This window comes from Streptomyces sp. URMC 123, assembly GCF_051386515.1.
Lineage (GTDB): Bacteria > Actinomycetota > Actinomycetes > Streptomycetales > Streptomycetaceae > Streptomyces.
Map to the genome: position 1 here is coordinate 1 of NZ_JBPQTV010000054.1, position 26,376 is coordinate 26,376.

Below are 26,376 nucleotides of genomic sequence, written 5' to 3' on the forward strand. Positions count from 1 at the left end.
GTTCGCCATCGGCGCCGGCGCCGATGGCGAACCGCTCTTCGGACCGGAACTGCGGCGCCTGCGCCGCGAGCGCGGCGTCTCCCTCGCCGGGCTCGCCCGGCTCGTGCACTACAGCAAGGGCTATCTGAGCAAGATCGAGAACGGCGAGAAGCCACCCACCGCCGATGTCGCCCGCCGCTGCGACGACGCGCTGGCCGCCGACGGCGCCCTGCGGCGGCTGCTCTCCTCCCCCGCTGCCGGGGACCGCTGCCCCTACCCCGGGCTCGCCGCCTTCGGCAGCCGGGACGCCCCCTGGTTCTTCGGCCGCGAGCAGGTGACCGCCGAGCTGCTGGGACGGCTGGCCGAGCGGCTCGACGGCGGTGGCCCGCTGGTGGTGACCGCGGCCTCCGGGGCGGGCAAGTCCTCGCTGTTGCGCGCCGGCCTCGTGCCGGCGCTGCGCTCCGGCGCGCTGCCCGCGGCCCGCGGCTGGCCGGTCACCGTCTTCACCCCCGGCGCGCGTCCGCTCACCGAACTCGCGGCCCGGCTCGCCGCGCTCACCGGCCGGTCGGCGGGCCCCACCGCCGAGGAGCTGGCGCGGGACCCGGACCGCTGCGCCGACGCCCTGCGCGCGGCCGGGGCCCCGCGGGAGGCCGGCGGGGTCGGGCCCGGCGGCCCCGGGGCCGTGCTCGTCGTCGACCAGTTCGAGGAGACGTTCACGGTCTGCGAGAGCGCGGCCGAGCGCTCGGCGTTCGTACGGGCCCTGTGCGCGGCGGCCGAACTGCCGGGGCGCGCGGTGGTGCTGGGCGTGCGGGCCGACTTCTACGGCCACTGCCTGGCCCACCCCCGGCTGGTCCCCGCGCTCTCCGACGGGGTGTTCGCCCTGCGGCCGCTGAGCGTTCCGGAGCTGCGCGAGGCCATCGTGCGGCCCGCCGAGGCCGCCGGGCTGACCGTCGAGGAGGGCCTGGTCGAGCTGCTGTTGGCGGACCTCGGCGCGCGGGCCGGGGACGGCCGCGGCTCGGTCGCCCACGGCGCGGTCGCCGGCGAGGCGGCCGAAACCAGGGCCGGGGCCGGGGCCGACGGCTGTCCGCAGGGCGCGCTGCCGCTGCTCGCGCACGCCCTGCTGGCCACCTGGCAGCAGCGGTCGGGCCGCACGCTCACCGTCGCGGGGTATCGGCTCACCGGCGGGCTGCACGGCGCGGTGGCCGCGACCGCCGAACGCGTGTACGCGCGCCTGGACCCGGCGGAGCGGCGCACCGCGCGGCGGGTGCTGCTGCGGCTGGTGCAGATCGGCGAGGACTCCGGCGAGACCCGGCGCCGGGTGGAGCGCGAGCGGTTGCTGGAGAACCTGCCGGACCCCAAGGCGGCCGCCGGGGTGGTGGACGTCTTCGTCGGGGCGCGGCTGCTCACCCTCGACGCGGACACGGTGGAGATCACCCATGAGGCGCTGCTGCGGGCCTGGCCGCGGCTGCGGGAGTGGATTCGCTCCGACCGCGCGGGGCTCCTGGTCCACCAGCGGCTCTCCGCGGCCGCCGTGGCCTGGCAGCGGGAGTCGGAGGACCCGGGCGCCCTCTACCGGGGCGCGCGGCTGGGCGCCGCGCGGGACTGGGCGGACGACGCCGACCGGCGGGCCGAGCTCAGCCCGCTGGAGGAGCGGTTCCTGCGGGCGTCCGAGGAGCGGGAGGCGGCCGAGGCGGCGGCGGACGGCGTGCCGCCCCCGGCTGGTGACCACGCTGGCGGTGCTGCTGGGGCTGGCCCTCACCGCCGGGCTGCTGGCGGCGCACCAGTGGCGGACGGCCGTGGACCAGCGGCGGGCCGCGCTCGCCCGGGAGCTGGCGGCCCAGTCGGGCCAGGTGGCGGCCGGCCAGCCGGAGGCGTCGATGCTGCTGGCCGCCGAGGCGTACCGGCTGCTGCCGGCAACGGAGACCCGCAGCGCGCTGCTGAGCACCCAGGCGCAGTCGTTCGCCGGCCGGCTGGCCGGGCACACCGGCCCGGTGAACTCGGTGGCCTTCAGCGGTGACGGGCGGCTGCTGGCGAGCGCCGGGTCGGACGGGACGGTGCGGCTGTGGGACGCGGCGGGCCGCCGCCCGGTGGCCGAGCTGGCGGGGCCCGGCGGCCGCATCCGGGGGCTGGCGTTCAGCCCCGGCGACGGACTGCTGGCCGCCGGGGACACCACGGGGACCGTACGGGTGTGGCGGGTGGCGGGCCGTCAGCAGCTCGCCGATCTGCGCGGCCCGGGGGCCCGGGTGCGCGGGGTGGCCTTCAGCCCGGACGGCCGGCTGCTGGCCGCCGGGGACGGCACCGGCACCGTACGGCTGTGGCGGGCCGACGACCGCCGGCACGTCGCGGATCTGCCCGGGGAGGGTCACGACGAGGGCGGGGACGTGGCGTTCAGCCCGGACGGGCGGACGCTGGCCGTCGGGGAGTCGGAGGGCGTCGTACGGCTGTGGGCGACGGACGGCCACGCGCCGCTGGCCCGGCTGGCCGGGCACGGCGAGGGCACCACGGCGCTCGCCTTCAGCCCGGACGGGCGGACGCTGGCGGTCGGCGGCACGGACCGGGAGGTGTCCCTGTGGCGGGTCGCGGGGGGCACGGTGCCGGCCGGTTCTCCGGACGGCACGCCGCGCCGGCCGGAGCGGACGCTCGCGGGGCACAGCGACGACATCAACGCGGTGGCCTTCGCGCCGGACGGGCGCACGCTCGCCACGGCCGGCGGGGACGGCGTCGCCAAGCTGTGGGAACTGTCCACGGGCGCGCGGGTGGCCACGTTCACCGGGCACAGCGACTACGTGCTGGCCATCGCGTTCGCGCCGGACGGCCGGACGGTGGCGACCGGGAGCTTCGACCGTTCGGTGGCCCTGTGGTCGCCGGGCGCCAGCGCGCTGACGGCGCATCCGGTGGGCGGGCTGTGGGCGCTGGCCACGAGCCGGGACGGCCGGCTGCTGGCCGCGGGTGGCGCGCGGGGCACCGCGCAGGTGTGGGACCTGCGCGCGCGGCGACCCCTGGGCGGCCCGCTGCCGGCGCACGCCAGCACGCTGCGGGGGCTGGCGTTCACCCCCGACGGGCGGACGCTGGCCACGGCGGGCGACGACCGCACCGTACGGCTGTGGGACGTCGCCCGGCGCCGGGGGACGGCCGTGCTGCGCGGGCACGAGGGGTCGGTGTTCGCCGTGGCGTTCAGCCCGGACGGGCGGCTGCTGGCGAGCGCGGGGGACGACCGTACGGTGCGGCTGTGGCCGGTCGACGGCGCGGGCGGCCGGGCGGCCGGCGCGCCGGTGGTCCTGCCCGGGCACGGGGACTTCGTCAACGGCGTGGCGTTCAGCCCCGACGGGCGGCTGCTGGCCAGTGTGAGCGACGACCGCACGGTCAGGCTCTGGGACCCGGCCCGGCGGCGGCAGACGGCGGTGCTCCACGGGCACACGGGCGCCGTCTGGGGGGTGGCGTTCAGCCCGGACGGGCGGCTGCTCGCCACGGTCAGCAACGACCGTACGGCGCGGCTGTGGGACACCGCCACGCTGCGGCCGGTCGGCACGCCGCTGGCCGGGCACAGCGGGTCGGTGCGCCGGGTCGCCTTCAGCGCGGACGGCCGGGCACTGGCCACGGTGGGCTTCGACCGCATGGTGCGGGTGTGGCAGGTGGCCGGCGGGCGGCCGCTGGCGGAACTCGGCGGCCACACGGACGTGGTGTGGGGGGTGGCCTTCGACCCGCGCGGGAACCGGCTCAGCAGCGCGGGCGCGGACGGCACCGTACGGCTGTGGGACCTGGACGCGGACCGGGTGGCGGAGCGGATCTGCCCGGTGGTGGGGCGGGTGGACGCCGCGCGCTGGCGGCGGCTGATGCCGTCGGTGGACTACCGCCCGACCTGCGGCTGAGCGGCGCCGCCAACCGGTCCGCGGCCGGGGCGCGTTGGGTGCGTTCCACGGCCGGGGCGCGCCGCGGGGCCTGGGCGCGCCGCCCCCGCCGGGCCCGGAATGCCGCCGTCCCCCCGCGGTCCGGTGCGACCGCGCGGGGACGGCACTCCCCCGCTCCATGGCTCGTGAGGGCCGGCTCGGGAACCGGCCTGTCGGGGCCGTCAGAGCCCGTGGCACCGGGCTCTTCGGGCACCGGGGCGGGGCGTCACTTGGGCAGGGCCCAGAGGTCCCACATCATGCCCGACCCGTCGCAGTGGTAGGCGCTGTAGGCGCCGGTGGCGACCAGGTCGGTGCCGCCGGAGGTGCATCCGGAGAGCGTCCAGTACTTCTTGCCGGTCCACACGTATCCGGGCGGGCCGTCCATCGGGGCGGCGACGGATGCGATGCGCTGGGGCGCCGGGGCCGCGGTCGCGGGCGCCGCGACGGCGGTGGCCGTGCCGAGGAGCACCGCGGTGGCGGCGAGGGAGGTGAGGACGCGCTTGCGGATGGTCATGTCCGTGCCTTCCGGTCGATCGTTCCCGGGCGCTCGGGGCCGCCTGACGGCTCTCCCCCGAGGGGCTCACCCGATGGCCCGGGAGTCCGGCGTCGTGCCGGTCACCATGAGCATCTCCTCGGCCGGGGCGCGGGTCACCGGGTTTCCCGTCCCCCGCCGCGGAAGGCAACCGGGAAACCGTCTCCCACCTGGGGGTTTCGCGTCGGCCCGGGGGCCGTTGCCCGCGGTTCGTCCCCGGGGACCGTTGCCCGCGGTTTGCCGGCGGGGCCAGGAACGGACGAAGGCCCAGGGACGGACGAAGGCCGGAGCGGCGGCGGGTCGGCCGCGCCCCGGCCCTCGGATCACACGGTGTTGAGCACGGTGCGCGTGTGCGCCGCGAGCTCGCTCACCATCTCGACGAGGCCGGTCCGCAGCTCGGCCTCCTTGGGCAGGCCGTCGGGCCCGAAGGCCGTGTCGGCGTGCGCCACGCACAGCTCGCGGTCGATCGGCGAGGCCCCGCTGGCGCGCAGCACCTTGCGGAGGTCGCCCTGGGCCCAGGCGGCGCCGTACTGGCTGGGGCTGGCGCCGAGCACGGCGACCGGCTTCCCGGTGAGGACCGACTCGCCGTAGGGGCGCGAGGCCCAGTCGAGCGCGTTCTTCAGCTGGCCCGGGATGGAGCCGTTGTACTCCGGGGTGGAGATCAGCAGCGCGTCGGCCTCGGTGATGGCCGCGCGCAGCCGGTGCACGGCCTCGGTCGGCTCGGCCTCGTCGTCCTCGCTGAACGGAGGGATGGTGGCGAGGTCCGTCCACAGTTCGAGGCGGACCTCGGGGCCGGCCAGGGCCGCGGCGGCGCGCAGCGCCTGGGTGTTGAAGGACTCGGCCCGCAGGCTGCCGGATAAACCGAGGATGCGAAGGGCGCCGTCACCGGGGCGGACGTCGGTTTCGGCGGGGAGCGCGGTGGAGCTCATCGGTGAATTCTCCTGTCGTGGACGCAGCGTGCAGCTGTTGAGATGAAGTGACCGGTTCGTACCCGGGGACAGCCTTGATCCTACGGCCCCGTTCGCCAAGACCGAAGGTTTATAAGGGCAGTTGAGCGGGGTGCGAGCGGTCCTCGAGCGCGGCCCCGAGCGGCGCTCGGGCGGCGCACCGGCGTCCCTGCCGGTGGGCGGGCAAATCCGGCGGATCGCCCGCCTGAAGTCCTGATCGATCGAGGTGACAGAGTGCCGGCCGGCCCGTTGGTGGGCGTGCCCGCCCGATCGAGGATGCCAGGGCCACAGAGCCTGTCATGTCTCGAAGGAGCACCGCGGCCATGAGCGACACCACCGTCAACGATCAGCGACCGCCACAGCCGGCCTCCCGGGTGGGGCGGCGGGCCTTCCTCGCCGGCGCGGCCGCGACCGCCGTGCTGGCCGCCGCGCCGGCCGCGACCGCCCGCACCCGTGCCCCGGTCCCCGCCCCGTCCCGTACGCCCTCCCGCGCGCCGGGCACCGCGCCCACCGGCGGCACCGTGGTGCGCACCACCGCGGGGTCGGTGCGCGGGGAGCGGGCCGGCGCCCTCACCGTGTTCCGCGGGGTGCCCTACGCGCGGCCGCCGATCGGCCCGCTGCGCTTCGCGTCGCCCCGGCCGCCGGTGCCGTGGAGCGGGGTGCGGGACGCCACGGCGTTCTCGCCGATATCCGTCCAGCACACGGGCACCGGCGGCAGCGAGGACTCGCTGTACGCGAACGTGTGGACGCCGGACACCGCCGGCCGGCGGCCCGTGCTGGTGTACATCCACGGCGGTGGGTGGCAGCTGGGCGCGGGGAGCCTGCCGACGTACGACGGGGCCAGGCTCGCCGGCCGCGGCGATCTCGTCGTGATCACCTTCAACTACCGGCTGGGCGCGTTCGGCTGGGGCCTGCACGAGGACTTCCTGGACGCGGAGACCGGCTCCGCGGCCAACTGGGGGCTCCAGGACCAGGTGGCGCTGGTGCGCTGGGTGCACGCCAACGCGGAGGCGTTCGGCGGGGACAGCGGCAACATCACGGTGTGCGGCACCTCCGCCGGCGGTTCCAGCACCTGGCAGCTGGCCCTGCTGCCGGAGCTGCGCGGGGCGATCCGCCGGATCGTGCCGATCAGCGCGGCGCACGCCTGGACGCCCGCGATCGGGCTCACCCCCGACGACGCGCGCACCGCCTACGAGCTGGTGGCGAAGGATCTGGGCCGCACGGTGCGGGGACTGCGGGAGGTGCCGGCGCTCGCGCTGCGCGACTCCTGGCAGAAGGTGTTCGCCGGGAGCCCCACGACCCGGCCGGTGGCCAGCGGGCGGGAGTACCGGGGGCCGGTGCTGGACGGGCGCTGGATGCGCGGCTTCGACTGGGAGCTGCCCACGCCGACCGTGCCGATGATGGTGGTCAACACGCGGACCGAGGGGTCGTTCTGGACCGGTCCGACCCCGCCGGGCCCGCCGCCCACGCCGGTGCCCACCGACGAGGCGTCGCTGCGCGCGGCCGTCCGGGGCGTGCTGCTCAAGGGGGCCGTGGAGGTGTCGGACGCGCGGGTGGAGGCGTGCGTGAACGCCTACCGGGCCGCCGCGGCGGCCGAGGGGCTGCCCCAGGACCCGCGTTCGATCTGGACCGAGGTGTGGGGCGACGGCCTGTTCCGCTACCAGATCGTGCGGCTGAGCGAGCGGCACGCCCGCCGCGGCACCTCGGCCCAGTACGTGATGGACTTCTCGCATCCGGTGCGCGCGCCCTGGTTCGGCACCCCGCACGAGGCGACGTCGAAGTTCCTCTTCGGCACGCACGCGCTGCCGGAGAACGTCGAGCAGTTCGGGGACGGGCCGCTGGAGCGGCAGGTGTCGGACGAGTTCATCGACCTGGTGTCCTCCTTCGCCCGCGACGGGGTGCCGGGCAGCGCGGCGGTGCCCGAGTGGCCGGTGTTCTCGCCGGACCGGCCGACCACGCTGACCCTGGGCGGGGAGCGGGTGGCGCGGCTCGTCACGACGCCGAAGAGCCGTCAGCTGCGCCACTGGGACGACGGCGACTGGGTGCCCCGCCCCTGAGAGCCTCCGGGTCCCCCACCCGGAGCGCGCCGCCGCGGCGCCGGGCCCCCGAGGGGGTTCGGCCCCGCGGCGGTGTCGGGGTCACTGGGGGCGGAACACCTCCGGGCGCGGGCGCGCGACGCCCTCGAAGGAGGTGGGGGCCGACGCCCCGAAGTCCGTGTTGCCGTGCATCCACGCCACCACGTCGTGCAGTTCGGACGGGGCGTACGAGGCCAGCAGGGCGTTGCGCCGCTCGGCCGCCTCCCCCACCGGGTGCCACAGCTCGATGCTCCGGCGGGCCAGGAGCTGAATGCGGGCGGTACGGTCGCGGCGCGCGGCGTTGTACTTCTCCAGGCGCTGCGGGATCTCGTCGGGGCCGCAGTCGAGCAGGTCGCCGAGGACCACGGCGTCCTCCAGACCCTGGCAGGCGCCCTGGGCGACGTAGTGGAGCATGGGGTGGGCGGCGTCGCCGAGGAGGGTGACCCGGCCGTCGGTCCAGTACTCCACCGGGTCGCGGTCGACGAGCACCCAGGAGCGCCAGTCGTCGCCCAGGCGCATCAGCCGCCGGGCGTCCTCGCCGAGGGCGGAGAAGACGTCCATCACCCGCTCGCCCGTCACGGGGACGCCGGCGAGCGCCTCGCGGGCGCCGTTGTCGTGGCTGGCCGCGAGGTTGAGGTAGGTGCCCCCGGCGATGGGGTAGTGCACCAGGTGGCACTTGGGGCCGGCCCACCAGGCCACGCTGTTCCAGCGCAGCTCCTCGGGCACCCGCTCCATGGGGACGATCGCGCGGTAGACGGTGATGCCGGAGATGCGGGGGTCGCCGTCGCCCACGAGCCGGCGGCGGACGGCCGAGCGGATGCCGTCGGCGCCGATCACCGCGTCGCCGGTGAAGCGCCCGCCGTCGGCGAGGAGCACGGTCGCCTGCCGGCCGTCCTGTTCGTAGCCGGTGGCCACCTTTCCGCTGTGCAGCTCGATGGCGTCGGAGGCGAGGCAGGCGTCGAGCAGCAGGGTGTGCAGGTCGGCCCGGTGCACGACGACATAGGGGTTGCCGAAGCGCTGGACATAGCTCTCGCCGAGCGGCATGCCGGCCACGTACCGGCCCGTGACCCCGTCCATGAAGCGGAGTTCGTCCATGTGGACGGCGCGGTCGCGGATGCCGTCGCCGAGCCCGAGGCGCTCCAGGGCGTGGATTCCGTTCGGGGCGAGCTGGATGCCGGCGCCTATCTCGGCGAAGCGGTCGGCCTGTTCGAGGACGACGGCGTGGTGTCCGCGGCGCGCCACGCTCAGGGCCGCGGCCAGTCCGCCGATGCCACCACCAACAATAACGATCTTCGACATAGGGTCCCGTGCCTTCATGGGTCGCTGGAAGTCGCTGCGGGAGTCGCCGGAGCGCCGTGGGGTCGGGCCGTGCGGCCCGGCGCTCGGTCTTTCGTCACGGGCGGAAAAGCGGTCCTCCATCCGGGCTCGATCCGACCGGAAGCTCTTTCGTGGCCGAGCGCCCCCTGCTCACGGAGTCCTCGTGGACTCCTTGTGGACTCCCTACGGAATTCCCGTCGATCCGCCGGGAGTTATTTTTTTCGGCGGTCCGGAGAATTGTCGGGGAAACGCTCGGGTCTTCCGATGGTCGAAGCAGCCCGCCGGGCCGTTCTCTCGCATTTCTTTCCCGCTGCTCGGCCAAGGTATGTCTGAAGTCTCGCAACGACGTATGACCGGGTCAAAGGCGGTGCGGTGGGTATGTCACCTCGCCGCGGGCGGGCGGGAATTCGATGCGGGATGTGCGGAAAAAACCCTTGGACTTGACGGAGAATCACACGGCGAAAGCCGTTGTCCGGCCCGGCGGCACGAGAATCTCCTTTCCGCCCGCGCGCCGCGGGCGCCGACGCCACGCGCACCACGGCCGTCGACCGCGCACGACAGCCGTCGATGCGCGGAACCGAGGCGGCCTCGAGCCGATCACGAGCGGCGGGCGCCAGGGTGGAACCGACTATTCGAGGAGACAGCCATGCCCGAATCGCCCGGAAGCACCAGTCCGGCCGCCGTCGCCCCGCCCCCCGGGTCCGACGAGCGGCCCGCCGCCGCGCCGAAGCGCGTGCCGGGGCTGTGGCTGGCGCTGCTGGGCGCCCCGGTCTCGCTCGGGACCACCACGCCGGCGCTGATCCTCCCCCACGCCGCCGGCAGCCTCGGCGTGTCGATGGAGACGGCCATCTGGATCGTCACCACCTACGCCTGGGGCATCGCGGTCGGCACCCCGCTGATGGCCGGGGTGCTGCGCCGCTACGGCTTCCGCACCACGCTGCTCGCCTCCAGCGCGCTGGCCCTGGCGGGCACGGTCCTGGTCATCGCCTCGCCCTGGCTGGGGCTGCTGCTGCCCGGGCGGGCGGCCCAGGCGATCGGTGCCGCGGGGTTGACCACCACCGCGATGAACCTCGCCGGCTCCTCGCGCCGCATGGGGCTGATCACCGCCGGGATCGGGCTGTGCGCGGCGCTGGGGCCGCTGGCCGGGTCGCTCCTCGGGGACGGCTCCTTCACCTGGCGGCCGGCCATCGCCCTGTCGCTGATCAGCATTCTCGCCGTGCCGGTCGCGTTGCGCCGGGCCCCGGCCGCCGTGCCGGGGCGCGCCGACCGGCACTTCGACGCGGTCGGGGCGGTCAAGCTGACCGCCCTGGCGACGGCCCTGGTGTTCATCCCGCACTACCCCCTGCCCGCCGTCCTGGCGGCGCTGGCGGCCGGCGCCCTGCTCGTCGCCCATCTGCGGACCCGGCCCGACGGGTTCGTCCCCGTCGCCGTGCTGCGCGCCCCCGCGTTCCTGCCGGCCTGCGCGCTCGCCTTCGCGCTGGCCACCTCGTACTTCGCGCTGCTCTACGGGGTGCCGCGGCTGCTGGACCACCGCGTCCACTGGACGACCGGGCAGATCGGCCCCGCGCAGCTGGTGGCGCTGGCCATCGGCGCGGCGCTCGCGCTGACCTTCGCCTCGCTCGCGGGCCGGATGAGCCGCCTCGCGCTCTCCCTGGTCCTCGTCGTCCTCGGCGCGCTCGCGCTGGGTACGACGGTGGTGGCCCACTCCCCCTGGCCGCTGCTGGCGGCACTGGCGATCGCGCTGCTCACCGCCTCGGGCGGGCAGGCCACGCTGGCGGTGGTGGCCAACCGGGAGGTCCCGGAGTCGCAGCGCCCGTCCGGCATCGGGCTGTTCAACCTCTGCTATCAGCTCGGCGGGGCGTTCGGCCCGGCGATCGTGGCGCTGCTCGCGATCTGAGGTCGGGGCGGCGAGCGGGCGGCTTTCTTGCATACGCCTGTTATTTCTGTTTCACTTATCAGGCGAGCGCAAACATAAGCCTCTGGAGCGCGAAGCACGGCGCCGCCCCGGCCGGCGCGCAAGCGATTGCGTACGCGGCCTATGCGCGAAAGCCGTAACCCGGCGGTCGGCTAAACTGGCGGCGACCCGAGGAGACACTCCCATGACCCGATCCGCTCCGGGCCTGGCCCAAGGCTGGTGCGCCCTGTCCGCCCTGCACGGCCGCATCGAGGCGCACCTGGAGCGCGCCCTCCAGGCGGGGCACGAGCTGAGCGTGCGGGAGTTCTCGGTCCTGAACGTGCTCAGCGCCCAGCACAGCGGCGAGGGCGGCCACTTCCGGATGAACCAGCTCGCCGACGCGGTGGTGCTCAGCCAGAGCGCCACGACCCGCCTGGTCAACCGCCTGGAGGACCGCGGGCTGCTCACGCGCTATCTCTGCCCGACGGACCGGCGCGGCATCTACACCGATGTCACGGACGCGGGCCGGCGACTGCTGGAGGAGGCGCGGCCCACGCATGACGCCGCGCTCCACGAGGCACTCGACACGGCCGAGCGCAGGCCCGAGCTGACGCCTCTGGTGACCGCCCTGCGGGCCCTCGGCCCCAGCGCCTGACTCCCTAGCGGTCCTGGGAGAGGGCGTAGAGCTCCTGGAAGAGGCCGCCCGCCTTGGTGAGCTCGTCGAACGTGCCCTCCTCGACGATGCGGCCGTGGCGGAGGACGACGATCCGGTCGGCCATGCGGGTGTTGTCCAGCTGATGGGTGACCACGACCGTGATGCGGTCGGGGGCGATCCGCCGCAGCGCCTGGAAGATCTTGTGTTCGGCGCGGGCGTCGAGGTCGGAGGTGGGCTCGTCCAGCACGAGCACCGGGGGCTCGCGGTAGAGGGCGCGGGCGCAGGCGAAGCGCTGCCACTGGCCGCCGGACAGCTCGTGGCCGCCCCAGATGGTGCGGGCGAGCAGCGTGTCGAGGCCGTCGGGCAGGGCGTCGATGACCTCGGGCAGCCCGGCGGCGTCGGCCGCCCGCCACACGTCCGTGTCCCCGTGGGAGCGGGGCTGGCCCAGGGTGATGTTCTCCCGTGCCGCCATGGGCCAGTTGGCGAAGAACTGGGGCACCAGCCCGACGTGGGACCAGACGCGCTCGGGGTCGGCCTCGGCCAGGTCGACGCCGTTCCACCGCACGCTGCCGGACGTGGGCAGGAAGAGGCCGGTGACCATGCGGGAGAGGGTGGTCTTGCCCGAGCCGTTCTCGCCGACGAGGGCGACCACCTCGCCCCGACGCAGCGTCAGGTCGATGTCGTGCAGCGCCGGTTCGGTCTTGGTGGGAAAGGTGAAGGTCGCGCTCTTCAGCCGGATCTCGGTGGGCGGGCCCGGGTCGAGGGTGCCGCGGACGGCGGCGAGCTCGTCGGTGCGGCGCAGGAACGCCTGCCAGTCGTCGAGGTAGAGCCCGGTGCGGAAGAGGGCGACCCCGGCGCTGATGAGCGAGGTCAGGGCCGCGGTGGAGGTGCGCACGGCCACCACCGCGGTGGCCGCCACGGCCATGTCCACCCGGCCGGTGATGGCGAGCCAGGCGAGGGTCACCCAGGTGAGGACGAGCATCAGCCCGCCGCCGAGATAGCCGAGCAGCCCGACCCTCAGCATCCGGGGCGCGGTGGCCCGGGTGCGGGCGTCGATCCGGGCGGACAGCTCGGTGAACCAGTACCGCAGATACGCGCTCATGGTGTTGGCGCGGACCTCGTCGGCGAGCTTGGGGGTCAGCGCGTACCAGCGCATCAGCCCACGGACGTTGCGGTCCCCCATGTTGCGGTGGTGGGTGGCGTACTCCATGCGGGTCGTGAGGACCGAGGCGATGCCGGTGGGCAGGACGGCCAGCACCAGGCAGGGCAGCAGCAGCGGGTGGAGGACGGTGAGCACCCCGGCCGCGGCGATCATCTGGGCGATCGCGGCCATGCAGGTCTGGGAGTCCTGGGCGAGGAACTGCATGCGGGTGATGCCGGTCTCGGCGGCCTGGTGGGCCTCCGTGAAGTCGGGCTCGTCATGGGCCGAGAGCTCGACGCGGAACATGGCGTCGACCAGGCCGAGGTCGCCGGCGGTGACCATCAGGGGGGTGAGCCGGCGGGAGGAGTAGAGCGACCAGGCAGCGGCGATCCGGTTCACGGTGGCGGCGGCGCCGATCACCACCAGCGACGGCAGGGCGGCGAGGATGCGCTCGCGGGCGGTGCCGGCGGCGAGCAGATGGGCCATGGCCTCGGTGGTCGCCGTCAGCATCACGGCGGAGGTGGCGCCGGCGACCAGCTGGCAGAGCACGAGGTAGAGCACGGCCCGCCGGTCCACCTGCCAGCCGAGGCGGGCGGCCCGCGCGATGGCGGCCGGCAGCCGGGCGGCCATCTGGCGCAGCGAGGCGTTCTCGGCCCGCTTCTGGTTGGCGTCCCGGACGTACTGGATGTCGGGGGGCGGGGCCGGGCGGGGCGGGGGCACGGCGGCCGAGGGCGCGCCCGCGCCGGTGCGACCGGTGGTGTCGGTGCTCATCGCGCCGCCTCCCCGCCGCCGTCCGCGCGGCCGTTGTGGAGATACGCGGTGGTGCCGGAGCAACGGGCCCGCTGAACCGCCGAGAGCCGCTCGCGCTCGGCCCCGGACAGCAGCTCGTACCACTCCTCGATCGTCCGCAGGTCCCACCGGTCGTGCTCGTGGGAGAGGCGGATGGCCGCGCACTGCCGGCGCGTGATCGTGCCACCGTCGAAGACGAACCCGATGCGATTGGGCCAGCCCCGCTCCGGAACGCCGAACTCGACGGCCAGCAGCCGCGGTTCCGTCACCGCCAGGGCGATCCCGGTCTCCTCCAGCGTCTCGCGGAGCGCGGCCTGGTGCGGGATCTCGTCGTGGTCGAGCTGCCCGCCCGGCAGCTGCCAGGCCCGCTCGCCGCAGGTGACCGAGCGCAACAGCAGGACGCGGCCGTCGGGGTCGGTGACATAGGCGGCGGCCCAGCTCACGGCGTGCGGCAGGGTGGCGAGGTAGTCGGCCAGCGGAAGGTGGGCCACGGGCGGTCACTCCTGGGCGGGACGGGAACGGGCGGGGCGGAAGGCGCCGGAGCGGCTCCGGCGGTTCGGTCCGTGCCTCACTCCCCGGGAGCGATACGGCTGTTCGTCGTCGTCCCCCGTACGGGGCGAGGTCGCGGCGGAGCGTGCAGTACAGCACGTACGGCCGACCGCTCACGGGGAAGTCCGCCGCACATCACCTGGTCGGGTCGTCCGGGGGGAAGGCGGGGCGCACGGGGGGCACGGGGTGCGCCGGCGAACGTGCCCGGAGCGCGCGCCGGCCGGCGCGTACCCCTGGCGGGGGAAGCGTTCGGTGATCCGCCGTTCGAACCCCGTAACGGGGCATACGCTGCGCGGGAGATGACTGGATTCGCCGAAGAAGCCCGTACGCGCACCGCACATCTGCTCCGCATGGCCAACACCACCAACGAGGAGATAAGGGCGCGGCTCATCGAGTACGCGCACACCACGCCGGAGCCCCCGGTCATGGGTCAGCTCGGCATCGGGACGACCGGGTGCCCGCGCTGCCATCACACGATGTGGAAGCAGCGGGACAGCGAGGGGCCGATGTGGGTGTGCGCGTCCTGCGGGCACGTCGAGGGGATCGTCGTGCTCTGTCCGCAGTGCCGGGTGGCGATGAAGCCGCCGCCGTCGGGCGCGCCGGACCGCTGGCAGTGCCCGTCCTGCCCTCGGGTGGCGGCGAGCGGGGAGAGCGCCCGGGAGATCGAGGCGCGCGAGCGCCAGCGGATGGCGGCGATCAGGCTGCTGGACCGCGGCGTCGAGCCCTGAGCGCCGTTCGCGCCGTGGGAGCCGTGGCCCCGCCGGCGGCGGGCGACGCGGCCGAGGACGGCGTTGATCGCGAGCACCATCGGTGCCATGAAGAACATCAGGTACCAGTTGCCGGTGGCCCAGCACAGGCCCACCACGGCGGCGGCGGCGATCGGCACCCCGGACGGGTCGAACCGCCGCTCCACATCCCGGCCGGCCCGCCCGTGGGGGCGGCGGCCGTCCGGCAGGGGCTCCGGGGCGCCGGAGCGGGGCGCGAGGGCGGCGGCGTCGAGGAAGCGGGGCCGCGGCTCGGGCAGATCGAGGAAGAGGGCGCGCACGTCCGCACGCGTGCGGGCCTCGTTGAGGGCCTCGGCCCGGTCGCCGTACTCGTCGATGGTCAGCCGGCCGTCGCGGCTGTGCGCGGTGAGGGCCTCGAAGGCCTCCTCGCGCTCATCGTTGCCAATACGGAGCTGGGACTGATCAGGGTCTTTCACGCAGACGATCCTATCGATCGCGGAACCGGGGCAATCGATCAGCATCCACCGCAGTCCGGTCGCGTACGCGGCGGGCCCAGGGCGCGTACGCGGTGGGTACGCGGCGGGCCCAGGGCGCGTACGCGGCGGGCCCAGGGCGGGTCCGGGTCGCCTGCGCGGCGGTCCGGGGCGGGCCGCCGACCGCCCCGTGCCCGCCTCCCGCCGCGCCCCCCGCCCGGCCGAGGAGCGCGGGGGTCAGGCCGCCGCGCTTCTCGGCCCGGTCATCCGCACCGGCGTGCCGCCCTCCTCGTTGTGGCGGTCCGCCCACGTTCTGAGCGCCGTGCGGCACGCGTGGTCCAGATGGCGCAGGCCCGTCAGATCGAGGTCGATCGGGCGGTCCTTTGGCAGCGCCTCCAGCGTGTCCAGGATGCGCGGCAGCCGCAGGAACGTGGCGTTGCCGCAGAGCCGTACGCGCACGGCGTGCTCGCCGCCGTCGTCCACCTCGACATGGACGTACGAGGTCTCCCACGCGGTCTTGGCCACCGCGAGCAGCAGTCCGAGCAGCACGCCCTCGAACATGGTGGTCACGACGATCGCGGTGGCGGTGGCCCCCAGCACCACCGCCTCGCCCCGGTGCTCCCGCCACAGCTGGCGCACGTCGCGCACCGGCACCAGCCGCACCCCGGCGTGCACCAGGAGGCCGCCGAGCGCCGAGACGGGGATCAGTTCGAGCGCGGTGGGGAACACGGCGGCGAACACCAGGAGCCAGACGCCGTGCAGCACCCGGGAGAGCTTCGTACGCGCCCCCGCCTGCACATTGGCCGCGCTGCGGATGATGACCGCGGTCATCGGCAGCGCGCCGAGCAGCCCGCACGCCGTGTTGCCGACGCCCTGGGCCATCAGCTCCTTGTCGTAGTGGGTGCGGGCGCCGTCGTGCATGCGGTCCACCGCCGCCGCGCTGAACAGGCTCTCGGCGGAGGCGACGAGGGTGAACGCCAGCACGGTGCCGAGGATCGCCACCCCGTGCCCGGTCAGGTCGTCGAGGCCGGGCGGCCGGATCGCGTCGACCAGGCCGTGCACCTCGACCCTGGCCACGGGCAGGTCGAAGACGGCCACGGCGGCGGTGGCGAGCGCCACCGCCACCAGGGGGCCGGGCAGCAGGGTGGGCACCCGGCCCGGCAGCCGCTTCCACAGCACCAGTACGGCGACGGTGCCCGCCCCCACCGTGAAGGCGGCGAGCGCGGTGGTGTCGGAGGCGATGCGGGCGGCCAGGGCGCCGAGGCCGGCGATCCGCTCCGGTCCGGTGTCGGGCGAGGCGGTGTCGGCCATGGCGTACGCCTGTCCGATCACGAGCACCAGGCCGATCCCGGAGAGTATCCCCTGCACCACCGCGACCGTGATGGCCCGGAACCAGCGGCCGCAGCGCAGCGCCGCGAGCACCAGTTGGAGGACGCCCGTGGCGAGCACGATGGCGCCCAGCGCCTCGATCCCGAACTCGGTGACGGCCTCGTACACCAGCACGGTCAGCCCGGCGGCCGGGCCGCTGACCTGCAACGAGCTCCCCGGCAGCGAGCCGACGAGGACACCGCCGACGATGCCGGTGACCAGGCCCACCTCGGCGGGCACGCCGGAGGCGACGGCGACGCCGATGCAGAGGGGGACGGCGACGAGGAAGACGACCAGTGACGCGACGACATCCCTGCGCAGGGAGGCACAACTCAGGGCGGTTTGCATGGGTTCCTCGCGGTGGGACGCCCCCGCCGGGGGGTGCGGGGACGGCGGGCGAACGGGACTCCTCGCGCGCCGTGGGCCGGGAGCCCGGCGATCGCGGGCTCCCGCGCCCTACGGGCGCCGCGCCCGGCGTATCTCCTCCGCCGCACCGTGCCGCACCGCCCGGCGGCGCCCCGGGCCGCCCGTGGGGGTGGGTGCGATGAGGAACTGCATACGGCTGGCCTCCTGATCACCCGGCACACCCGGTCGGCGCGTGGGGAGTCGTGACCCGTCGGGCACGGTGGGCGCGCGCTGCCGCGAAGGGCGTCCGGGCGAACGGTGGGCGTTCCCACGGTGTGTTGGGTGTTCCCAGGGTGCGCTCGGGCGTTCCCAGGGTGCGCGACGGTGCGCCGACTCCGCCGGCCTGATGAGGTGTCGGAAACCGCGGTCGCCCCGATGCGGGGGACGACACCAGAGTATGCGATCGGTACCGGCGTCAATACGGCGTATGCCGGTCACAGGCCAACAGCAGGCGCGCGCCGGTGGCGCGCGGACCGCTCCTCAACCCCGCCGCGGGCCACCGCCCGTGGACCCGCGGCCGGGTTCCCCGCCGCTACGGCCGGGGTTCCGCGTCGAGCGGCCGGCGGGCGATGTGGACCGTGGAGGCGGTGAGGAAGAAGACGTCCGGGCGGTGGAGGACGCCGGCGGGGGCGTCCCGGTCCAGCAGCAGATCCAGCGTCCGCAGGTCCTCCGCGTCCAGCCGGTCGGCCATGCGCTCGCGTCGCCGGGCCAGATGCGTGTGCACATGCTCGCGCACCCAGGGCTCCAGCGGGGCGGGCCGGTCGACGACGAAGCTGCGGTCGGGCTCGGGGACGAGGCCCGCGCCCGCGAGCAGCGCCGGCCAGTCCTCCGCCACGCGCACCGCCCCGGGCAGCGCCGCGCGCATCTCGGCGAACCACTCCTCCTCGGCGGCGTCGACGCGGGCGGCGAGGCCCGGGCGGCCGATCCCGATGTCGCGCGGGAGGAAGCGGGTCGGCAGGCCGCCCTCCACCACGGCGAGCAGGCCGCCGGGGCGCAGCCGCGCGGCGAGGGCGGCCAGGGCGGCCTGCTGGTCGCCGAAGTGGTGGACGACCATGCCGGCCCAGATCACGTCCGCCTCGCCGAGGTCGGCCACCCCGTCGGGCAGTTCCGCCCGCCGGACGCGCACCCGGTCGCCGAGGCCCTCCCGCTCGGCGCGGGCGCGGGCGCGCTCCAGCAGGGCGGGGGCGCCGTCCACGGCGACGACCTCGGCCCCGGGGAACGCGCGGGCGAGCAGGGCGGTGGTGACCCCGGGGCCGCTGCCGACGTCCAGCACGCGGCGGACTGCGGTGGCCTCCGCCCCGGAGCCGGGCTCCCCCTGCGCGCCGGGCCCGCCCGCCGCGGCGAGCTCGCTCACCACCTCGACCGCGCGGGTCAGGAAGGGCAGATGCACCTCGGCGTGGCGCTCCAGCATCGGGCCGAGGGCGTCCCAGTCGAACTCCTCGTCGTGGTGGTGGCCTTGATGGCCGTGGTGGCCGTGGTGGCCGTGGGAGTGCTGAGGCTCGTCGTGGTGAGGCTCATGGTGGTGTCGGTCGCGCTCGGTCACAGTGGTTCTCCCCATCGGTCGTGGAAGCGGACGCGGGGAGCGTGCGCCCGACGGGCGGCGGCGGGCAACTTTCGTTGCCGTTTCCGGGAAATCCGGGGGCCGCCGGTGCCGGGCGGAGGCCGTTCACTCCAGCAGACCGCGCCGCATCGCCTCCGCCACCGCCGCCGCCCGGTCGGAGACGCCCAGCTTTTCGTAGAGGCGCTGGGTGTGGGTCTTGATCGTGCTGGCCCCGAGATAGAGCTCGGCCGCCAGTTCCGGGATGCTCTTGCCCTGGGCGAAGCCGTGCAGCACCTGGCGCTCGCGCTCGGAGAGGACCACCGACTCCCGCTCGGCGCGCAGCCGGATCTCGTCGACCAGGCCGCCGGTCAGGTCCTGCTGGACCACCTGGCGGCCGGCGGCCACGTCGAGGACCGCCCGCACGATCTCCGACCGCTTGGCGTCCTTCGCGAGGTAGCCCGCGGCGCCCTCCTCCACCGCCCGGAAGACCACGGCGCTGTCGGTGGTGGCGGACAGCACGATGCCCCGTGTCGGGAGGCGGTCGCGGACCATCGCGTGCACCACGGCGATGCCGTCCATGTCGGGCAGCCGGTAGTCGATCAGGGCGACCTCCGGCCGGTGCTCGCGGATCGCGGAGAGCGCCCCCCGGCCGTCCTCGGCCTCCGCGAGGACCGTGATCCGCCCGCTGAGCTGCAGACCGCGGGCCATGCCCTCGCGGAAGACGGGGTGGTCGTCGGCGACCACGACGGTCACCTGTCTGCCAGGGCCGGCCACGCCGCGTCACCGCCTCTCCTGCTCTCCTGCTCTCGGACGCCGCCCCTGCCGCGCCGCCCGCCGGCGGCGCGGAGCCGTGCGCGGGGCCCGCCGCCGGGCCCCGGGACCACCGTATGCCGGGCCCGGTGGGCCCCGCGCGCCGAGCCGGGCCCCGCGCATACGGCGCGCGGGCAGCGCGTGAGCGCCCCGCACGGCCGGCGCGCGGCCGCTCAGCCTTCGGGCGCCTCCGAGCGGGCCGTGCCCCAGCCGCGGCGGGCCGGACGGCGGCCGGCGGGCTGGTCCGGCGCGGGCCGCTCGGCCAGGGGCGGGACCTCGCGGCAGACCGGCCGGCCGGCGGCCAGCGTCAGCGGCTCCCCGCAGTGCCGGATCTCCAGGGGCTCCCCGTCGACGAGGGCGTACCGCGCGGTCGAGCCGGTGATCTCGATCCGCAGCCGCCGCCCCCGGACGGCCACGCCGAAGGCGAGCCGGCCGATCCGTTCGGGCAGCCGGGGCGCGAAGGCGAGGCACCCGGAGTGGTCGCGCATCCCGCCGAAGCCCATGACCAGGGCGAACCAGGTGCCCGCCAGGGAGGCGATGTGGAGGCCGTCGCGGGTGTTCCCCTCCAGGTCGGAGAGGTCCATCAGGGCGGCCTCCCCGAGGTAGTCGTAGGCCAGGCGCAGATGGCCCACCTCGGCGGCCAGCACGGCCTGGCCGCAGGCGGACAGGGAGGAGTCCCGGACGGTGAGCGGCTCGTAGTAGGCGAAGTTGCGGGCCTTCTCCTCGGGCGTGAACTCGTCCCCGCGCAGACACATGGCCAGCACCAGGTCGGCCTGCTTGACGACCTGCTTGCGGTAGAGGTCGAAGTAGGGGAAGTGCAGCATGAGCGGGTACTGGTCGCTCCGGGTGCCGGCGAAGTCCCAGACCTGGTGCCGGGTGAAGCCGGCGCACTGCTCGTGGACGCCCGGCTCGTCGGCGTACGGCACCGTCATCCGGTCGGCGGCGTCCCGCCAGGCGGCGGTCTCCTCGTCGTCGACGCCGAGGCCGGCCGCCACGTCCGGGTGGCGCTCGGCCGCCTCGGCCGCCGACCGCAGATTGTGGGCCGCCATCAGGTTCGTGTACACGTTGTCGTCCGCGAGGGCGCTGTACTCGTCGGGGCCGGTCACCCCGTCGATGTGGAAGGCGCCGCGGTGGTCGTGGTGGCCCAGGGAGCGCCACAGCCGGGCGGTCTCCACCAGCAGGGCCAGCCCGGTCTCCCGTTCGAAGGCGTCGTCCCCGGTGGCGGAGACGTAGCGGACGACGGCGTCGGCGATGTCGGCGTTGACGTGGAAGGCGGCCGTGCCGGCGGGCCAGTAGGCGGAGCACTCGCTCCCGTTGATGGTGCGCCAGGGGAACGCGGCCCCGCGCAGGCCGAGCTGACGGGCCCGCTCGCGCGCCGCGGGCAGGGTGCCGTGCCGCCAGCCGAGGGCCTGCGCCACGGCCTGCGGCGCGGTGTACGTCAGCAGCGGCAGCACGAACGTCTCGGTGTCCCAGAAGCAGTGCCCGTCGTACCCGGGGCCGGTCAGGCCCTTGGCGGGGATCGCGCGGGCCTCGCCGCGGGCGCCCGCCTGGAGGACGTGGAAGAGCGCGAACCGCACCGCCTGCTGGACCTCCGCGTCGCCCTCGACCTGGACGTCCGCGCGGTCCCAGAAGCTGTCGAGGAAGGCGCGCTGTTCGGCGAGGAGCCCGGGCCAGCCGGTGGCGGTGGCGGCCGAGAGGGCGGCGTCCACCTGGTCGTGCATGGCGGGCACCGAGCGCACCGCCGACCAGCCGTGGCTGACGAACTTCTCCAGCCGCAGCCGCTCCCCCGGCCGCAGGGCGGAGATGACGGTGACCCGGCTGAGGTCGTCGCTGTGCTCGGAGTGCGCCTGGGTCCGGTCGGGGCCGGCCACGACGTGGTCGGCGGCCGCCGCGACGTGCAGGCCGCTGACGGCGGTCCGGTGGACCAGGCGCAGCCGCAGGCCGTGGCAGGAGCTCTCCTCGGGCAGCAGCGGGGACTCCAGTACGGCGGCGGCGCGCGGGTCGCCGCCGGGCCGGGGCAGTTCCTCGTTGGCGACCAGTTCGGACTGGAGGACGACGCGCACGTCGCCGTCGAGCGGCTCGACCTCGTAGGCGACGGCCGCGACGGCGCGCTGGGTGAAGGAGACCAGGCGGGTGGAGCGGACGGCGACCGTACGGCCGGTGGGCGAGGTCCAGACGACGGTGCGGCGCAGCAGCCCGGTGCGGAAGTCGAGCACGCGTTCGTGGGAGTGGAGCCTGCCGTAGCGCAGGTCGAAGGGCTCGTCGTCGACGAGCAGCCGGATGATCTTGCCGTTGGTGACGTTGATGATGGTCTGGCCGGACTCCGGGTAGCCGTAGCCGGCCTCCGCGTACGGCAGGGGGCGGTACTCGAACACCCCGTTGAGGTAGGAGCCGGGCAGGCCGTGCGGCTCGCCCTCGTCGAGGTTGCCGCGCCAGCCGACGTGCCCGTTGGAGAGGGCGAAGACGGACTCGCTCTGCGGCAGGACGTCGAGCTTCAGTTCGGTCTCGCGCAGACACCACGGCTCGACGGCGTACGCCGGATGGGTGATCACCGCACGCCCCCGCGGAGCTCGTCCAGGTCCGTGACGACGGTGTCCGCCCCGTGCTCGCGCAGGGCGTCGGCCTGGTCGGCCCGGTCGACGCCGACGACGAAGCCGAAGCCGCCGGCCCGCCCCGCCTCCATGCCCGCCAGGGCGTCCTCGAAGACGGCCGCCTCGGCGGGGGCGACGCCCAGTTCGTCGGCGGCGGCGAGGAAGGTGTCCGGGCGGGGCTTGCCGGGCAGCCGGCGCTCGGCGGCGACCAGGCCGTCGATCCGCACCTCGAACAGGCCGGCGATGCCCGCGGCCTCCAGCACCGCGCGGCAGTTGGCGCTGGAGGAGACCACGGCGCGGCGCAGCCCGGCGTCGCGGACGGCGGTCACATAGCGCACGGAGCCGGGGTACGCGCTCACGCCGCTCTCCTCGATCCTGCGCAGGACGAGGGCGTTCTTGCGGTTGCCGAGGCCCTGCACGGTGTCCCGTTCGGGCGGGTCATCCGGGCGGCCCTCGGGGAGTTCGATGCCGCGGGAGGCGAGGAAGGTGCGGACGCCGTCGGCCCGGGGCAGCCCGTCCACGTAGCGGTCGTAGTCGGAGACGGGGTCGAAGGGGCGGTAACCGGGTCCGTCGCGCCGCTCCAGAAAGGCGTCGAACATTTCCTGCCACGCCGCGGCGTGGACGGTCGCCGTGCTGGTGAGCACGCCGTCGAGATCGAACAGACAGGCGCGGATGCGGTCGGGGAGTCCGAGATTCGTCACGGTGTTCCCTTTTCCCGCGATCGGCGCCGACGGGCGCGGGGAAGGCGCCGGACCACTCGTCCAGCCGCCCATAGGAAGAAAAGATCTTGCGCTGGGCTGTAAAGCGGGGGGCTCCCGGGGGCTATGAGGGAGTAAGAGCCCGCTGGCGCCACTGCTCGGCTCTTCGATACGTACGTCGGTTCCTGCCTGAATGACGGAGGACATCGTCCCCGATGACGCTTGTTGAGATCGCCGAGCTCTTCTCGGCCGGTGCCGGTGTCGCCGCGATGCTGCGCGTGGCGCTGCGGCGGCCCCGCTTTCGTACGTCGTCCGATTCCGCGCCGCCCCGCCCCGCGCCGCCCCGCCCCGGGCCGGCGCCCGCGCCCGTGCCCGAGGCCGCCCCCGGGGTGCCGTCGGTCGCGGACCTCCTGCGCGACCTTCCCGAGGGCACCTGCCTGCGGTACGAGGGGCCCGACGGCTGCGTGGTGACGGCCTGGAGAACGCGGCCGCAGCCGTCCCCCCAGGGTGAAGCGGAAAAGTATCGGCTGTGGTGAGCAGCGATCGGGGCGAGCCGTCACCAGGCCCTGACGGCGCGCGGCAGCGCCTGTTCGACGAGGCCCACCAGCGCCATCACCACCACCTGGTCCACCGGCTGCGCCGGTGGGGCCTCCAGCGCGAGGTGGCCGAGGAAATCGTCCAGGAGGCATGGCTCCAGGCATTTCGGGCGGCCTCGCTGGATGTGACCCGGGAGCTCTGCCCGTATGTGTGGAGTACGGCCCAGCGGCTGGCCGCGCGCCTGCTCCGGAGAATGAACGCGGAGCAGCGGGCTTTATCGGCCATCGGCCCGTTGCTGGAGGAATCCGTCGACGGGCCGCGGGAATTCTGGAACGAATTCGATCTGGCCGAACGCAGACGCCGGGCCGACGAGGCCATCGAGGCCCTCAGATCCCTTCAGCAAAAAACGGTGCTCAAGATGGAACAGAGCGGGGCTGACGCCCAGACCATCGCCGACGCGCTCGGTGTGACCCGGGAAACGGTACACGTCCATCGACACAGGGCGATCAAACACGTGCGACGTTACGTTCAAGCTGATGGCGGACGGGATGGTGAATGATGTGGATGCGCAGGAATCCCACGACGACGGCGTCGGTCTGCCCGTCGGCGAAAGCCACCGCATGACGGCGACGGCACGGATGTCGTTCAGCGCTCTTCTCGCGGCGGCGCAGCGGCGCGCCGAACTCGACCACTGGGACCGGCCCGACGGCGACTGGGGGGCGGCGGCGCGCCCCCGGGGCTCCCTGACGGAGGCGGAGCTGGCCGACCGCCGCGACGCCAACAGCGCCTACCGGCTGGGGTCGTCCGCGCTGCGCCGGCAGGATCTCGCCATGGCGCGGCACTGGCTCGCCATCGCGGGCGAACACCAGCACCCGGGCGCCGAGTTCCGGCTCGCGGTGGCCCGGCTGCGCGCCGTGGCGGACCGGCTGCCCGCGCTCACGCCCCAGCAGTGGTGGCCGGTGCTGCGCTCGCTGGACGTCGCGGCGCGCCACGGCCACGGTGACGCGCGGCGCCTGGTGACGGCGGCCCGGGAGGCGGTGGGCGCGGCGGACCGCCCCACGCGGGAGGGCGCGACAGCGGAGGACACGGCGGACGGCGCCCCGGCGGGCCGCCGTCCCGCGCCGGAGGGCGCGGCGCGGAGAGCGGCGGTGGACCCCCCGGCCGTGGACATCGAGCGGTATCTGCGCGCCACCCGGCCGGCCGAGGGCCTTCCGGCGCAAGCCGCCCCCGCGGGCGGCACCCCCGGCCCGGCCCGGGAGGACCCGGCCACCGACGGCGCCCAGCGGCCCGTACGGAGCGCCCGGTGGGTGCCCGGCCCGGCCGCGCACCGCGTCGAGGACCCGGAGTTCTACGGCGAGATGCGGGACGCGGTGGGCGCGGCGCTGCCCCTCTACCGCACGGCGGCCCCGCCGCCGGGCGGCGTCGCGGCCGGTGGGCCGCCCCGCGCCGCCACCGCTCCCGCCACGCCCGCTCCCCTCACATCCGCTCCCGCCGCTCCCGCCGCATCCGCCGCCGACTGGTCCGCGCTGCCCCTGCGGCACCCCGCCCTCACCGCCTCCGACCAGCGGTCCCGGCAGGTGCGCCGCGAGCCGCCCGCCTCCGTGCACGCGGTGCGGCACGCCCTGCGCGTCCTGGACGCCATCGGCCGGCACCACGGCGGCGTCGACAGCGCACAGCTCGCCCGCGAGACGGGGCTGACGGCCGGCGCGCTGGCGCCCGTCCTCGAACTGCTGTGCCGCCAGGGCTACGCCGTGCGGATCGCCCGGGACGTGCACATCGCGGGCCCCGCCCCGAGCCGGCCGGGCCCCGGCGCCGGAGGCAGCGGGGCCGACGCCGTCCACGACCGGATGCAGCACACGCTGGCGATGGTCAGGGACACCGTCGGGGCGGCCGTCTACCTCAGCCGGTACATCGACGGCGAGGTCGCCATCACCCAGTGCGCCCACGGACCCTGCGCCCCCAAGGTCAACGAGTGGGTCGACTTCCGCGCGGCCGCGCACGCCAGCGCCGTCGGCAAGTGCCTGCTCACCCAGCTCGACCACGACGGGCGCCGGGACCACCTCTCGCGGCACCGGACCGTACGGCTCACCTCGCGCACGACCACCAGCGAGCAGGACCTGTTCACCGTGCTGGACAACCAGCCCTTCACGGTCCCGGTCCTCGACCTCCAGGAGTACGCGGTGGGCACGGTCTGCGCCGCCGTTCCGCTGGTCGTGGGGCCGACGGTCGGGTGTCTCGCGCTCTCGCTGCCCGTCGCGCACGCCCACCGGCTGAGGGCCGCCGCGGCGGCGCTCAACGGCCAGGCGGCCGGCATCCTGCTGTCCCTCACCCTGGGGGACGGGGGCCCGCCCGGGGGGTACGGGAGCCCGCCCGCGCCCCCGGCGCGGGCCGCCGGGACGGGGCCGGAGCCGGGGGGCGCCGCGGCACCGGGCACGGCCGGCCGGGGGTGCCACGCCGCCGGGACCGTGCCACGGCCCCGGCGGGGCGACGCCCCGGTCGACGGGGACCGCCGCGAGCGGGACGACGCCCGCCGACTGGTCCACCGAGGGTGACGCGCGCCGCCCGCCCGGGGCGCCCCGGGCGGCGGTCGCCCACGGCTACTTGAGGATCTTGGTGACCTGGCCGGCGCCGACGGTCCGGCCGCCCTCACGGATGGCGAACTTCAGGCCCTCCTCCATGGCGATGGGCTGGATGAGCTGCACGGACATGGCGGTGTTGTCGCCGGGCATGACCATCTCGGTGCCCTCGGGGAGGGTCACCACGCCCGTCACGTCCGTGGTGCGGAAGTAGAACTGCGGGCGGTAGTTGTCGAAGAAGGGGGTGTGGCGGCCGCCCTCGTCCTTGGACAGGATGTAGGCCTGCGCCTCGAACTCGGTGTGCGGGGTCACCGTGCCCGGCTTGATGACGACCTGGCCGCGCTCGACGTCCTCGCGCTTGATGCCGCGGAGCAGCAGACCGACGTTCTCACCGGCGCGGCCCTCGTCGAGCAGCTTGCGGAACATCTCGATGCCGGTCACGGTCGTCCGGTGGCTCGGGCGGATGCCGACGATCTCGACCTCCTCGTTCACCTTGAGCACCCCGCGCTCGATCCGGCCGGTCACCACGGTGCCGCGGCCGGTGATGGTGAAGACGTCCTCGACCGGCATCAGGAACGGCTTGTCGGTGTCGCGCTGCGGCTCGGGGATCGCCTCGTCGACGGCCTTCATCAGCTCGAGGACGGACTTGCCCCATTCGGCGTCGCCCTCGAGGGCCTTGAGCGCGGAGACCTTGACGACCGGAACGTCGTCGCCCGGGAACTCGTACTCCGTGAGGAGCTCGCGGACCTCGAGCTCGACGAGCTCCAGGATCTCCTCGTCGTCCACCATGTCGGCCTTGTTCAGGGCGACGACGATGTACGGAACGCCGACCTGGCGGGCCAGGAGCACGTGCTCCTTGGTCTGCGGCATCGGGCCGTCGGTGGCGGC

General features: G+C 75.3%; 19 protein-coding genes and 1 pseudogene. 8 read left to right on the forward strand and 12 right to left on the reverse strand.

Features of this window, described 5'->3' with window-relative positions:
• Positions 1-1,996 (forward strand): nSTAND1 domain-containing NTPase (locus ACSNOD_RS09840; protein ID WP_436766428.1); only part of this gene is annotated, 1,996 nt, incomplete at its 5' end.
• On the forward strand, positions 1,980-3,848 hold the full coding sequence (locus ACSNOD_RS09845; RefSeq protein ID WP_436766446.1) for a WD40 repeat domain-containing protein: 1,869 nt from the start codon (positions 1,980-1,982) through the stop codon (positions 3,846-3,848). The genes ACSNOD_RS09840 and ACSNOD_RS09845, both read left to right, overlap by 17 nt.
• A 244-nt stretch (positions 3,849-4,092) precedes the next feature.
• On the opposite strand, the gene ACSNOD_RS09850 is transcribed toward ACSNOD_RS09845, so the two are convergent.
• Together ACSNOD_RS09850 and ACSNOD_RS09855 are read right to left on the reverse strand one after the other, a co-directional pair.
• Positions 4,093-4,380, reverse strand: coding sequence for a hypothetical protein (locus ACSNOD_RS09850; protein WP_436766429.1), 288 nt, complete (start codon positions 4,378-4,380; stop codon positions 4,093-4,095).
• Between the two features lie 341 nt (positions 4,381-4,721).
• Complete coding sequence (locus tag ACSNOD_RS09855) at positions 4,722-5,327, reverse strand: NADPH-dependent FMN reductase (protein ID WP_436766430.1); 606 nt, start codon at positions 5,325-5,327, stop codon at positions 4,722-4,724.
• A gap of 341 nt (positions 5,328-5,668) precedes the next feature.
• Here ACSNOD_RS09855 and ACSNOD_RS09860 point away from each other — a divergent pair, with 341 nt between their 5' ends.
• On the forward strand, positions 5,669-7,402 hold the full coding sequence (locus ACSNOD_RS09860; protein ID WP_436766431.1) for a carboxylesterase/lipase family protein: 1,734 nt from the start codon (positions 5,669-5,671) through the stop codon (positions 7,400-7,402).
• Between the two features lie 81 nt (positions 7,403-7,483).
• Here ACSNOD_RS09860 and ACSNOD_RS09865 read toward each other — a convergent pair whose 3' ends face one another.
• Positions 7,484-8,719 (reverse strand): FAD-dependent monooxygenase, encoded by a 1,236-nt coding sequence (locus ACSNOD_RS09865; protein ID WP_436766432.1) that lies wholly within the window; start codon positions 8,717-8,719, stop codon positions 7,484-7,486.
• 664 nt (positions 8,720-9,383) lie between these two features.
• Here ACSNOD_RS09865 and ACSNOD_RS09870 point away from each other — a divergent pair.
• Entirely contained in the window at positions 9,384-10,634 is a 1,251-nt protein-coding gene (locus ACSNOD_RS09870) for an MFS transporter (RefSeq protein WP_436766433.1), read from the forward strand.
• Positions 10,635-10,836: 202 nt separating this feature from the next.
• Positions 10,837-11,286, forward strand: coding sequence for a MarR family winged helix-turn-helix transcriptional regulator (locus ACSNOD_RS09875; protein WP_436766434.1), 450 nt, complete (start codon positions 10,837-10,839; stop codon positions 11,284-11,286).
• A gap of 4 nt (positions 11,287-11,290) precedes the next feature.
• On the opposite strand, the gene ACSNOD_RS09880 is transcribed toward ACSNOD_RS09875, so the two are convergent.
• The 8 genes from ACSNOD_RS09880 to ACSNOD_RS09915 form a co-directional block, all read right to left on the reverse strand.
• Positions 11,291-13,198, reverse strand: coding sequence for an ABC transporter ATP-binding protein (locus ACSNOD_RS09880; protein ID WP_436766435.1), 1,908 nt, complete (start codon positions 13,196-13,198; stop codon positions 11,291-11,293).
• Positions 13,195-13,707 carry an NUDIX domain-containing protein gene (locus tag ACSNOD_RS09885; RefSeq protein WP_436766436.1) on the reverse strand — a complete coding sequence of 171 codons (513 nt, stop codon included), beginning with the start codon at positions 13,705-13,707 and terminating at the stop codon, positions 13,195-13,197. The genes ACSNOD_RS09880 and ACSNOD_RS09885 overlap by 4 nt, the downstream gene beginning before the upstream one ends.
• A gap of 527 nt (positions 13,708-14,234) precedes the next feature.
• Positions 14,235-14,966 (reverse strand): DUF1707 SHOCT-like domain-containing protein, encoded by a 732-nt coding sequence (locus ACSNOD_RS09890; protein WP_436766437.1) that lies wholly within the window; start codon positions 14,964-14,966, stop codon positions 14,235-14,237.
• Positions 14,967-15,200: 234 nt separating this feature from the next.
• The gene (locus ACSNOD_RS09895) at positions 15,201-16,679 is read right to left on the reverse strand and encodes a SulP family inorganic anion transporter (RefSeq protein ID WP_436766438.1); all 1,479 of its coding nucleotides are present in this window, start codon (positions 16,677-16,679) and stop codon (positions 15,201-15,203) included.
• A gap of 589 nt (positions 16,680-17,268) precedes the next feature.
• On the reverse strand, positions 17,269-18,279 hold the full coding sequence (locus ACSNOD_RS09900) for a class I SAM-dependent methyltransferase (RefSeq protein ID WP_436766439.1): 1,011 nt from the start codon (positions 18,277-18,279) through the stop codon (positions 17,269-17,271).
• Between the two features lie 123 nt (positions 18,280-18,402).
• Positions 18,403-19,050: a response regulator gene (locus ACSNOD_RS09905; protein WP_436766440.1), complete on the reverse strand. Its 648-nt coding sequence runs from the start codon at positions 19,048-19,050 to the stop codon at positions 18,403-18,405.
• Positions 19,051-19,259: 209 nt separating this feature from the next.
• Positions 19,260-21,638 carry a glycoside hydrolase family 65 protein gene (locus tag ACSNOD_RS09910; protein WP_436766441.1) on the reverse strand — a complete coding sequence of 793 codons (2,379 nt, stop codon included), beginning with the start codon at positions 21,636-21,638 and terminating at the stop codon, positions 19,260-19,262.
• Positions 21,635-22,378 carry an HAD family hydrolase gene (locus ACSNOD_RS09915; protein WP_436766442.1) on the reverse strand — a complete coding sequence of 248 codons (744 nt, stop codon included), beginning with the start codon at positions 22,376-22,378 and terminating at the stop codon, positions 21,635-21,637. The genes ACSNOD_RS09910 and ACSNOD_RS09915 overlap by 4 nt, the downstream gene beginning before the upstream one ends.
• A 212-nt stretch (positions 22,379-22,590) precedes the next feature.
• On the opposite strand from ACSNOD_RS09915, the gene ACSNOD_RS09920 reads away from it, so the two are divergent.
• The 3 genes and pseudogenes from ACSNOD_RS09920 to ACSNOD_RS09930 all read left to right on the forward strand — a co-directional run.
• Positions 22,591-22,911 carry a hypothetical protein gene (locus ACSNOD_RS09920; RefSeq protein ID WP_436766443.1) on the forward strand — a complete coding sequence of 107 codons (321 nt, stop codon included), beginning with the start codon at positions 22,591-22,593 and terminating at the stop codon, positions 22,909-22,911.
• A complete protein-coding gene (locus ACSNOD_RS09925; RefSeq protein WP_436766444.1) occupies positions 22,905-23,471 on the forward strand; it encodes an RNA polymerase sigma factor in 567 nt (188 codons plus the stop codon). Before ACSNOD_RS09920 ends, ACSNOD_RS09925 begins: the two co-directional genes overlap by 7 nt.
• A 1,018-nt stretch (positions 23,472-24,489) precedes the next feature.
• Positions 24,490-25,245 (forward strand): annotated as a pseudogene (locus ACSNOD_RS09930) (IclR family transcriptional regulator domain-containing protein); the annotation flags it as partial.
• A gap of 264 nt (positions 25,246-25,509) precedes the next feature.
• On the opposite strand, the gene ACSNOD_RS09935 reads toward ACSNOD_RS09930, so the two are convergent.
• Positions 25,510-26,376: elongation factor Tu (locus ACSNOD_RS09935; RefSeq protein ID WP_436766445.1), on the reverse strand; the 867-nt coding region annotated here is incomplete at its 5' end.